Below are 10,908 nucleotides of genomic sequence, written 5' to 3'. Positions count from 1 at the left end.
GCAATACTCCGGACAGGACAACCATGGCGCGCGCAAAACACTTGACAGCCAAGACAGTCGCTCTGTCCTGCCGGACATCTCCCCCGTGAGGGGGGAGATTGCGCCGGCCGCTTGCTCCGGCACCTTTCCTGCGACGTTGACAGTTGGCGAAACCATCCGCGACGGCCAATCTCCCCCCATGCGGGGGAGATGTCCGGCAGGGCAGAGGGGGGCGCGAAGGGGCGCACACATCTCAGATCAGGACGCGATGAACTCGTTCCAGCGGCGGACCATGTAGCGGTCCTCGTCCATCACCGAGTTCCAGCAGGCGACCTTGCCCATGCGCTCCTCGAAGGAGCCGCCGTCGCGCACCGCACCGGCCTTTTCCATCACCTTTCCATCGGGGGCGAGGATGTCGCCCTCCGCGGGCTTCCCCTCGACCCAGAAGCCCCACTCGTCTTCCGACATGTACTGCTTGGCCGTTTCCATGGCGGCGGAATAGTAGCCCTGGCGGTTGAGGTAGGCGCCGACCCAGCCCGACAGGTACCAGTCGATATATTCGTAGGCCGCATCGAGCTTGGCGCCCTCCAGATGCGCGGCAAGGCCGAGGCCGCCGCCCCAGGCGCGGTAGCCTTCCTTGAGCGGCTGGTAGACACAGGGGATGCCCTTGGCCCTAACGGCGGCGACGGCCGGCGACCACATGGACTGGATCACCACCTCGCCCGAGGACATCAGATTGACGCTCTCGTCGAAGGACTTCCAGAAGGCGCGGAACTGGCCGTCCTGCTTGGCCTTGATGAGGAAGTCGATGGTCTTGTCGATCTCCTCCGTCGTCATGTTGCCCTTGTTGGCATAGGTGATCTCGCCCATCGCCTCCATGATCATGGCGGCATCCATGATGCCGATGGAGGGGATGTTCAGGATCGAGGTCTTGCCCTTGAAGGCGGGGTCCATGATGTCGGCCCAGGTGGTGATCTCGCGGCCGACGAGGTCCGGCCGGATGCCCAGCGTGTCGGCGTTGTAGATGGTGGGCACCATGGTCAGCCAGTCGGTCGGCTCGGCGGCGAATGCCGTCGACCCTTGCGCCTCGACGAAGCCGACCGTGTGCGGCGCGGTTCCCTGCGCGATCTCGCTGACCGGCGTCAGCTTTCCGTTGATGAAGAGCGGTACGATCTTGTCGTAATATTTGAGCTTCGACACCTCCATCGGCTGCATGACGCCGGCGGGGAACACCTTCTTGGCGATCCAGTATTCGATGTCGGCGATGTCGTAGCTGTCGGGCTGGGTGACGGCGCGCTGCGCGGCGGCGTCGGAATCCGTCGCCGTCATCTCGAGCGTGATGCCGAGATCCTCCTTGCACTTCTCAGCGATGGCATTGAGGTTCGACACGCCGGTGCCGAACTGGCGCAGGGTGATCGGGTTCTGGGCCCAGATGGTCGGAAAGCCGGTGATGGCGCCCGAGCCGGCCGCAAGGCCGGCGGCGGCCGCGCCGGTCTTCAGCAGCGCGCGGCGTGAAATTCCTTTTTGTCCCGTTGTCGTCCTGGTCATAGCTGTTCCCCTTTTTTCGGATGGTTGTTTCTTCAGGCGTCGAGGCGGCCGAGGACGATGGCGTCTTCGGCCTCCCATGCCAGCGGCACCGTGTCGCCGACCCTGATGGGCCGGGCGAAGAACGCCGTGTCGCCGACGATGGCGGTGAAATCGTCGATGCCCGGACCGGCAAACGACAGCTTCACGGAAGAACCGCGATATTCGATGTTGGAAACCGTGCCGGTGAAGCCGAGGGTGGGGTCGTCCGCCTCGCCGATCCTCACCCGGTCGGTGCGGATGGCGATGTCGGCGGCTTCTCCGGCCGTCCGCCCGCCTCCCCTCGCCACGAAGGTGCCGCCGCCTTCCACGCCGATTGTCACGGAGTGCCCGGTGGCGGCGGTGACCGTGCCGCCGAGCACATTGTGATCGCCCATGAAGCGGGCCACGAAGGCGGTCGCGGGACGCTCGAACACGGTGCGCGGCACCGCCGCCTGCTCGATGCGCCCGTCATTCATCACAACGACCATGTCGGCGAGCGCCATGGCCTCCTCCTGGCTGTGGGTGACGTGGACGAAAGTGATGCCGAGCTTGGATTGCAGCTTCTTGAGCTCGGCCCGCATCCTGATCTTCAGGAACGGGTCGAGCGCCGAAAGCGGCTCGTCGAGAAGCAGCGCCTCGGGATCGGTGATGAGCGCGCGGGCCAGCGCCACCCGCTGCTGCTGGCCGCCCGAAAGCTGCGCCGGCCGGCGCGCGGCATATTCCTCCATATGCGTCAGCCGCAACATCTCCAGCGCCCGCGCATGACGCTCCGCCTTGGGCACGCCCTTCATCTTCAGGCTGAAGGCGACGTTCTCCGCAACGTCGAGATGTGGAAAGAGCGCATAGGACTGGAACATCATCGCCGTGCCGCGGCGCGCCGGCGGCAGGTCGGTCACCACCGTGTTGCCGAGCCTGATGTCGCCCGAGGAAATGCTCTCGTGGCCGGCGATCATGCGCAGCGTGGAGGACTTCCCGCAGCCGGAGGGCCCGAGCAGGCAGCAATAGCTGCCGGCCGGAATCTTGAGGCTGACCGCGCGAACCGCCGTCGTCGCTCCATAGGTCTTGGTCACGGAGACGATATCGATCGCTGCGGCCTTGCTCATGCGCTTTCCCTTCTGCTCGGGAAAAGGCATGCATTATGTGTGCCAGTTGAGCGATTTAGGGGTAAGCCGTTGCTTTATCGCCTGTTTTCAGAAAGGCTGCAGCAAACCGAAACCTGGCGCACAAAGCGGCAATGCTCAAAATATGAGCACATTGTCCCCTATTTTAGCAGAGATTGTATTCAATCTTCGCTGTGATCGCATTCAAAAAGGCTCTTCCATCGGCGGCATTTCAGGCTAGAACAGGATGACTTGAGCTCAAGGTGCCATGACCATCGCCGACCGGAAGCCTGTCCATAACGACCGTGCCCCAGAGGATCGCGCGCAGATCATCCGCGAGCATTTCCGCAACGCCATCATCGAGCGGCGGCTGGCGCCGGGCACGAAATTATCGGAGAGCGAGGTCGGCGGTCTGTTCGACGTCAGCCGGACGGTGGTGCGCTCGGCCCTGCAGATGTTGGCCCTCGAAGGACTGGTGCGCAGCGAGCGCAACCGCGGCGCCTTCGTCGCCACCCCGTCACCCGAGGAAGCCCGGCAGATCTTCGCCGCCCGCAGGCTGGTCGAGCCCGGCATGGCGGCTTCCGCCTGCGACCGCGTCGAGCCGGCGGACATCGCCGCCCTTCGAAGGCACCTGCGCAGCGAGGCCAGCCTCATGGCCGAGCGCGGCCCGAGTGCCCGGCGCGCCGAGATCAGGGCCTCGGGCGAATTCCACCTCCTCCTGGCGTCGGTTGCGGGAAACGACATCCTCTACCGCTTCCTGGAAGAGCTGACCGCCCGCTCCTCGCTGGTGATCGCGCTTTACGGCCGCTCGGGCGCATCGAGCTGCGGCCACGACGAGCACGAAGGCATCGTCGTGGCGCTGGAAGCCGGCGACGCGCGGCGCGCGGCCAAGCTCATGCTGCAGCACATCGACCATATCGAGGCCGACCTGGACTTGCGGCTGACGGAAGGCCTCCCCTTAAGCGAGGCGCTGCACCTGCCGTAGAGCAATTCCAGGAAAAGTGGGAACCGGTTTTCCGTCCGGAATTGCGACAAAACAAGGAGCTAGACCAATTCATCGATTCCATGAAACGATGAACTGGTCTAGCGGCGCGCGCCTCGACGGTCGTCACGCTCCGGCCATCAGGCGCTTCAGCTTGCCGAGCATCGTCTCCGGATCCTCGCCATAGCCGAGGGTGCCGAAGAAGCGCCCCTCCCCGTCCATCAGGAAGACAGAAGCAGTGTGGTTGATCGTGTAGTCGCCGCCGTCCTCGGTCGAAACCCGCTCGTAGAAGACCTTGTAGGCCTTGGTGACCTTTTCGATCTCTTGCTCGCTTCCGGAGAAGCCGCGGATGCGCTCGTCGAAAGCGCTGAGATACTCACTCAGCTCCTGCGGCCCGTCACGCTCCCAATCGACCGAGACGAACACCCAGTTCATCCTGTCGGCGTCCTGGCCGAGCCTGTCGATCAGGCCCGACAGCTCGTAGAGCGTCGTCGGGCAGACGTCGGGGCAGAAGGTGAAACCAAAGAAGATGGCGCTCGGCTTGCCGAGAAGGTCGGCTTCCGTAACGGTCTTTCCCGTCTCGTCGGTCAGGGTGAAGGGGCCGCCGACATCGGCGACCCCCGAGACCTGCTGGACGCCCGTGGGCGCCCTGTTCCCCACCAGAAGCGTGAAGGCGGTGAGAGTGGCGACGATCGCGAAGACCGCCATCGCCGCAAGTACGACGACACGCGTGCGCATCAGTGCCCTCCCCCGTTATCGTGTTCGTCCTTAGACCCCGGCGCGCCGGCCGGGGCGACGGCCATTTCCACGTCGATCGACCCGGCCTTCTCGAAGGTCAGGGTGAGCGGCACCCCCTCGCCCTCCTTGATCGGTCCGGTAAGATCGCGGAACATGATGTGGAAGGCGCCGGGCTTGAGCTCCACGGTTTCGCCTGCGGGAAGCGCGATACCGTCGGGCAGCGGCCGCATTTTCATGATGCCGTCGGTCACCTCCATTTTATGGAGCTCGGCCCGGCCGGCCACCGGCGACGCCGCGCCGACGAGGCGGTCGGCCTCCTCCCCGTTGTTGGTCAGCGTGACGAAGCCGCCCCCGGACGGAGCCGAAGGCGGCGTCGCCCGGGCCCAGGGGTGGATGATTTCAATGGCGCCGAGCTTGTACTCGTGAGCGAGGGCGGCGTTAACGGCGAGCGTCAACGCGGCCGCCAGAAGGAATGGAAGGGTTCGCATCTTCGTTTCTCCATAAGCGCAAAGACATGAGGCCGTGCGCGGCAGTCGGCGCAGCGGTCTCAGGGATTGAGGCGTCAGATGGAGAGGAGCGGCGGAGCGCGGGCTTCGCACGACAGCCCCAGGGCACTTGGCCGGGGCGAGACCTCCAGCGCCGGAAGGTGCGGCGCCGCCCCGGCTTCCGGCACGAAGGCGGGGCCGAGATCGGCGGTTGGAAGCGCGGGGCTATGAGACGCGGCGGCATGGCACAGTGCCGCACAGCAATGGTGGGCCGCGCGCTCCAGGGGGTCATTCCCGACAGTGCCTTCAGTGCCTGGAGCCGCGCCGGTCAGGGAACAGATGACGAAGGTCGATCCCGGCTGCGGCGCCGCCAAGGCGCCTTGCGCGAACGCGGAGACAAGCCCCTGCAGCAGCATCACATAGGCGATCAGGGCGGCCAGAATGCCCCCCATCAGCCGATCGCCCAGCATGCAACGCATGGTCCTCATGCTTTCCCCATCGCACAGTTCCACCATGGAGTCACTGCGGCGAATCGGGCCGCGGCATCCTGCCTGGCACCCAGGGCAACGGGCTGCGTCAGGCGGGAACGAGGCGATCCTTCGGGAGTTCGGTGACCGTGAGGAACAGCGCGAAGGGACTGCACGATGTCTTACGTGAGATTCGCAGCCATGATCGTCACCGGAACGGTGGTGATGTACGCGGTCATGTACATGGCCACTTACCAGCTGGATCACATCACCCTGAGCGAGTCGCGCTTCTACATGGCGTTGGCGATGGGCGCGACGATGGCCGTCATCATGCTGGCCTATATGTGGAGCATGTATTCCAGCAGGGCCGGCAATATAGGCATCCTCGCAGTGGCGGTCGTCGTATTGGCGGTCGCGGTCTCCCTCGACAGAAGCCAGGCGCTGGTAAAAGACGTCGCCTTCATGCGGGCGATGATCCCTCACCACTCGATGGCCATAACGAGGAGCGAGCGGGCACGAATATCCGACCCACGGGTCAGGAAGCTCGCTGATCAGATCATCGAGGCCCAGCGGGAAGAAATCGCCGAAATGAAGGCGCTTATAGAAGACTTGAACGATACTCGCTGACAGCGGGGCTGCTTCAGGCGTCAGCCATCCCTCGGGGACGATGATCCTCGCTCACCGGCCGTATGTACGGCCTGGCCTTGCATCGTCCTTCCAAACCGCTGCCGCCATTGTTGCTACCCCGTTGCGCCCAAGTGTCGAGGCGTAGAGCCTCGTCACCGGGGCCAGCAGCGGCATCCCGCTGAAGGAACCAAAAGACGCCTTTCGTCATTAGCCCGGCAGACAAGTCGTCACTGTGCTTTTCGGCCAGATTTTTTCTACTAAAAATCCACAGCAACACCATATTTCCATGAAAATATACCAGTCATGCTCGAGCTTCACATGATTAATAAGGACGTATACAAAAATTTATACTTCAAGGTCGGACGCATACTGTTTCCGGCCGTGATCGTCGCTGCCGTCTTATGCACCTTGCTTCTCACTCCTCTGGATATGGATGAGACCATCCGCGCCGTCGCGGCTGTTGATCTTCAGACGCTCTTCCTTGTGCTCGTCCTGTCGCTGGTGAACTATGCGTTCCGCTTCTGGCGCTGGACCATGTTTTTGGGCGGGCGCAAAGCCCCGGTCCCTGTCGGCCGGCACCTTGCCATCTATGTTGCCGGCTTCGCGCTCACGGCCACGCCCGGAAAAGCCGGCGAGACCATGCGCAGCCTCTATCTCCGCCCGTTCGGCATCCCTCCGAGCAAGAGCCTGGCCGCCTTCTATGCCGAACGCCTGCTCGACCTGATCGTCATCAGCGCGCTTGCAATGCTTCTCGTCACGCATTCGGACCCGGTCGTGCGGGCACTCGGGCTTAGCGGCGCGGCGATCGCCACGGGTCTCCTCGCCATGCAGTATCCGAGGGTCACGGCTCTGATCGAAGGCGCGGCGGCCGGTTGGCCGGCACGGGGAGCCCGCCTCGCCTCCGTCGCGGCCGGTTTCCTGCGCGATGTCCACGCCATGATGACACCGCGCATCGCTCTTTCCGGAACGCTCCTGGGCCTTGTTGCCTGGGCGGGAGAGGGCCTGGGAACGTATCTCGTGGTTCGCTCCATGGGGCTCGATCTCGACCTGTCGCTGGCGGTCGGAATCTATGCCACCGCGATGATCGCCGGCGTTCTGTCGTTTCTGCCGGGGGGCCTCGGCGGGACCGAAGTGGTGATGACGTCGCTGTTGATCTACGCCGGCGCCTCCGCGCCGGTTGCCGTCGCCGCGACCATCGTCGTTCGCCTTGCCACCCTGTGGTTCGCCGTCGCGCTCGGACTGGGCGCATGGCTGGGCCTCGAGGCCGCCCGCGGCCTCAAACCGCGTGAATAGAAACGCCCTCAGCGAAGGGATGCAGTGGTCATGACCGATCTCGACATACTCCCGAGTGCTGGACCGACCGAGCCGCCACCGAAGGCGCCGCCGGTCCCGCTGGTTGTGGATCTCGACGGAACGCTGGTCCGCACCAACCTGCTGCTGGAATCCGTGATTGCGCTTGTCAAGCAGTCGCTGCTGACGGTGTTTCTCTTGCCCCTGTGGCTGATGCGCGGCAAAGCCACCCTGAAGGAAGAGGTCACGCGGCGCGTCTCGCTCGACCTGTCGGTGCTGCCGCTCAACGCGCCGCTCCTTGAACATCTGAGACGGAAAAAGGCGCGCGGCCACCGGCTGATCCTGGCGACAGGCACCCATGAAACGCTGGCGCGGAAGATCGCCGACCAACTCGGCCTCTTCGACGAAGTTCTGGCCACGAACAGCCGCCACAACCTTACGGGCATCAACAAGCTGACGGTCCTGCGCCACCAGTTCGGCGCGACCGGCTTCGACTATGCCGGAAACGCGACGGCCGACTGCCCGATCTGGTGCGCGGCCCGTCAGGCAACCGTCGTCGACGCGCCGTCCCGCCTTGTCGGCTGGGCGAAGCGAAACGCCAACGTAACCCATGTGTTTCCGCGCCAGAGGCCGCCGCTCTGGCTCTATGTGCGCGCCCTTCGCCTCCACCAATGGCTCAAGAACATTCTTCTGTTCGCACCATTGGTCGCCGCGCTGAAGTTCACCGATGTCGCCGCCCTGACAGACCTGCTGATCGGCTTCTTCGCCTTCGGCTTGTGCGCTTCCAGCGTCTATCTCGTCAACGATATCATCGACCTGGAGGACGACCGCCTCCATCCCAACAAGCGGCACCGCCCCTTTGCCTCGGGCGCGCTGCCGGTCGCCCACGGGCTGGTCCTGGTCCCGCTGCTGTTGGCCGCCTCGGCGGCCCTGTGTCTCTTCCTGCCCTGGCAATTCGCCGCCGTCCTCGGCGTCTACTACCTTGCGACGCTCGCATACACCTTCGGCCTCAAGCGTTTGGAGGCCATCGACATCGTGACGCTGGCGCTGCTCTATACGACGCGGATATTCGCCGGTGCCGCCGCCGCGCAGCTGCCGCTCTCGGTATGGCTCCTCACCTTCTCGATCTTCCTGTTCTTGAGCCTGGCGATCGCCAAGCGGTACGCTGAACTCATGTTGATGCACAAGAACGGCAAGCAGGGGAGCTCGGGACGCGGATACCGGTTCGCCGATCTGCCGATACTGCGCAGCATGGGCGTCGGCGCGGGCTATGTCGCAGCCGTTGTCCTCGCGGTCTATCTGGACACGCCGCAGGTCGCCGCCACATACGCGCATCCGCAGATCCTGTGGGTTTTCGTGCCCGTCCTCGTCCTGTGGCTGACGCGGGTGTGGATCAAGACAGGCCGCGGCGAGATGCATGACGATCCGCTGGTCTTTGCCGCAAGGGACCGTGTCAGCCTCGCCTTCGCCGTCCTGTGCGGCACCGTCATAGGGCTGGCGCTGTGACGAACGCCAACGCAGCGTACCGCTCCTGGGGGCGGCCGCAGTCGGAAGCGGGCAAGCGGGTCGTCCGGCTCTGGTGGCGCGACCAGGCTTTTCCTGCCGACCGCCCCGCCCTCCCCTTCGGCAACGGGCGCAGCTATGGCGACAGTTGCCTTGCCCGCGAGGGGGCCCTCATAGACCTGCGCGGTCTCGACCGCTTCATCTCGTTCGACGACGACACGGGGCTCCTGCGGTGCGAGGCGGGCGTTCTTCTGTCGGACATCCTCGCCCACTTCGTCCCCAAAGGCTGGTTCCTGCCGGTGACGCCGGGCACCCGGTTCGTCACGCTCGGCGGCGCCATCGCCAACGACGTGCACGGCAAGAACCACCATCGCGCCGGCAGCTTCGGCCATCACGTGCGGCGTCTCGAACTTCTGCGCTCCGACGGCACGCGGATCGCCTGCTCTCCCAACGAAAGCGCCGACTGGTTCGCCGCCACGATCGGCGGCTGCGGCCTGACCGGCGTCATCCTGTGGGCCGAGATCGCCCTGCGACGAGTTCCGGGACCTGCCATGGAGGTCGATACCCTGCGCTTCTCAGGCGTAGACGAGTTCCTCGAATTAAGCCGCGCCTCGCACAATTCGCACGAATATACGGTGGCATGGATCGACGCCCTCAACCCCGGACGGGACGGCGCGCGCGGGCTCTTCTTCCGCAGCAATTTCGCCGCCGACCAGCGCCCCGTCGCAGCCCCCCGGCCAAAGCCGGGGCTGCCTTTCACCCCACCCGTCTCGCTGCTGCCCAAGCCGGCGGTCCGGCTCTTCAACACGGCCACCCGCCGCTGGCCGCGCCGGTCCCGGCAATATGTCCACTACGAGCGGTCCTTCTATCCGCTCGACGCCGTGCCGAACTGGAACCGCCTGTTCGGCCGCAGGGGATTTTATCAGTATCAGTGCGTCGTTCCCTACAGCGCGGCCGAGGCGATCGGCGAACTCATCGCGCGCGTTGCGCGTGCGGGCGAGGGATCGTTCCTCTCGGTGCTGAAGGTCTTCGGCGATCACAAACCGGTCGGCTGGCTGTCCTTCCCCCGCCCGGGCCTGACGCTCGCTCTCGACTTTCCCGATCGCGGCGAGCGGACGCTGAAGCTGCTCGACACGCTGGACGAGATCACCGCGGAAGCGGGCGGCGCGGTCTATCCCGCCAAGGATGCGCGGATGGATGCGCAAACCTTCCAGCGCGGCTTTCCGTCCTGGCGGCGGCTCGAAGACTACCGCGACCCGGCCATCTGCTCGGATTTCTGGCGCCGCGTCGCCGTTCCGCAACCAATCTAAAGCAATTCCAGGAAAAGTGGAAACCGGTTTTCTGCCCGGAATTGCGACAAAACAAGGAGTTAGACCAGTTCATCGATTCCATGAAACGATGAACTGGTCTAGTGAGTGACGCGATGCGCAAGGTTCTGATCATCGGTGCCACCTCGGCGATCGCCACAGCCATCGCCCGCCTCTTCGCCCAGGACGGCGACCGCGTGTTCCTCGTCGCCCGCAACGAGGAGCACCTGAAGGCGACGGCAGACGATCTCACTGTCCGGGGCGCCAGCGTTGCAGGATATAAGAGCCTCGACGTCAACGCGCTCGACCGCCACAAGGCGGTTCTGGACGAGGCGGAAAAGGCGCTGGACGGCATCGACATCGCGCTCATCGCCCACGGCACCCTGCCGGTCCAGGCGGACTGCGAGCGTTCGCCGGGCCTCACCGCGCAGGAACTGCAGACGAACGCGGTGAGCACCATCGCCCTCCTCACCCGTCTCGCCGAGCGGATGGAAGAAAGGCGCAGCGGCAGGATCGCCGTCATCACCTCCGTCGCGGCCGACCGCGGCCGGCAGAGCAACTATGTCTACGGGGCGGCAAAGGCAGCGGTCGACACCTTCCTCGAAGGCCTGCGGCAGCGGCTCCACAAATCCGGTGTCGGCGTGACCACCATCAGACCCGGCTTCATCGACACGCCGATGACCGCCGGGTTCCGGAAGGGGCTTTTATGGGCCAAGCCCGAGGCGGCCGCCAAGCGCATTCATGCGGCGATCGGCAGTGGCAGGGACGTCGTCTACGTGCCGTTCTTCTGGCGGTGGATCATGCTGGTGATCCGCCTCATGCCGCGCAGCCTCTTCAAACGCATCGAGCTTTAGCTAGCTCCCA

Annotated in this window: 12 protein-coding genes; 7 read left to right on the top strand and 5 right to left on the bottom strand. The window is 64.8% G+C overall.

Annotated elements, in window-relative coordinates; all coding sequences use genetic code 11:
- Positions 1 to 237 precede the first annotated feature (237 nt).
- Complete coding sequence (locus tag GM910_RS16280) at positions 238 to 1,527, bottom strand: ABC transporter substrate-binding protein (protein ID WP_159589053.1); 1,290 nt, start codon at positions 1,525 to 1,527, stop codon at positions 238 to 240.
- 32 nt (positions 1,528 to 1,559) lie between these two features.
- Entirely contained in the window at positions 1,560 to 2,648 is a 1,089-nt protein-coding gene (locus tag GM910_RS16275; RefSeq protein WP_159589051.1) for an ABC transporter ATP-binding protein, read from the bottom strand.
- A 28-nt stretch (positions 2,649 to 2,676) separates the two neighbouring features.
- Between GM910_RS16275 and GM910_RS16270 the strand changes: the two genes are divergently transcribed.
- Positions 2,677 to 2,886, top strand: coding sequence for a hypothetical protein (locus GM910_RS16270; protein ID WP_159589049.1), 210 nt, complete (start codon positions 2,677 to 2,679; stop codon positions 2,884 to 2,886).
- 27 nt (positions 2,887 to 2,913) lie between these two features.
- Positions 2,914 to 3,630, top strand: a complete 717-nt coding sequence (locus GM910_RS16265; RefSeq protein WP_159589047.1) for a GntR family transcriptional regulator — start codon at positions 2,914 to 2,916, stop codon at positions 3,628 to 3,630.
- A gap of 123 nt (positions 3,631 to 3,753) precedes the next feature.
- Here GM910_RS16265 and GM910_RS16260 read toward each other — a convergent pair whose 3' ends face one another.
- The 3 genes from GM910_RS16260 to GM910_RS16250 form a co-directional block, all read right to left on the bottom strand.
- Complete coding sequence (locus tag GM910_RS16260) at positions 3,754 to 4,365, bottom strand: SCO family protein (RefSeq protein WP_159589045.1); 612 nt, start codon at positions 4,363 to 4,365, stop codon at positions 3,754 to 3,756.
- The gene (locus GM910_RS16255; protein ID WP_159589043.1) at positions 4,365 to 4,853 is read right to left on the bottom strand and encodes a copper chaperone PCu(A)C; all 489 of its coding nucleotides are present in this window, start codon (positions 4,851 to 4,853) and stop codon (positions 4,365 to 4,367) included. Before GM910_RS16255 ends, GM910_RS16260 begins: the two co-directional genes overlap by 1 nt.
- Positions 4,854 to 4,927: 74 nt before the next feature.
- Positions 4,928 to 5,338: a hypothetical protein gene (locus GM910_RS16250; RefSeq protein WP_159589041.1), complete on the bottom strand. Its 411-nt coding sequence runs from the start codon at positions 5,336 to 5,338 to the stop codon at positions 4,928 to 4,930.
- A gap of 180 nt (positions 5,339 to 5,518) precedes the next feature.
- On the opposite strand from GM910_RS16250, the gene GM910_RS16245 reads away from it, so the two are divergent.
- The 5 genes from GM910_RS16245 to GM910_RS16225 all read left to right on the top strand — a co-directional run bounded on the left by GM910_RS16245 (position 5,519) and on the right by GM910_RS16225 (position 10,898).
- Entirely contained in the window at positions 5,519 to 5,944 is a 426-nt protein-coding gene (locus GM910_RS16245; protein ID WP_425482695.1) for a DUF305 domain-containing protein, read from the top strand.
- A gap of 303 nt (positions 5,945 to 6,247) precedes the next feature.
- Positions 6,248 to 7,237: a lysylphosphatidylglycerol synthase transmembrane domain-containing protein gene (locus tag GM910_RS16240; protein ID WP_343032994.1), complete on the top strand. Its 990-nt coding sequence runs from the start codon at positions 6,248 to 6,250 to the stop codon at positions 7,235 to 7,237.
- A gap of 30 nt (positions 7,238 to 7,267) precedes the next feature.
- Positions 7,268 to 8,740: a UbiA family prenyltransferase gene (locus GM910_RS16235; protein ID WP_159589036.1), complete on the top strand. Its 1,473-nt coding sequence runs from the start codon at positions 7,268 to 7,270 to the stop codon at positions 8,738 to 8,740.
- The gene (locus GM910_RS16230) at positions 8,737 to 10,047 is read left to right on the top strand and encodes an FAD-binding oxidoreductase (protein WP_159589034.1); all 1,311 of its coding nucleotides are present in this window, start codon (positions 8,737 to 8,739) and stop codon (positions 10,045 to 10,047) included. Before GM910_RS16235 ends, GM910_RS16230 begins: the two co-directional genes overlap by 4 nt.
- Positions 10,048 to 10,160: 113 nt before the next feature.
- Positions 10,161 to 10,898 (top strand): SDR family oxidoreductase, encoded by a 738-nt coding sequence (locus tag GM910_RS16225; protein ID WP_159589032.1) that lies wholly within the window; start codon positions 10,161 to 10,163, stop codon positions 10,896 to 10,898.
- Positions 10,899 to 10,908: the final 10 nt, after the last annotated feature.

The organism is Chelativorans xinjiangensis (genome assembly GCF_009812055.1).
Taxonomy (GTDB): Bacteria; Pseudomonadota; Alphaproteobacteria; order Rhizobiales; family Rhizobiaceae; genus Chelativorans; species Chelativorans xinjiangense.
Note: the sequence above shows the minus strand (reverse complement) of the source record. Positions and strands in the feature narration are given on the sequence as shown.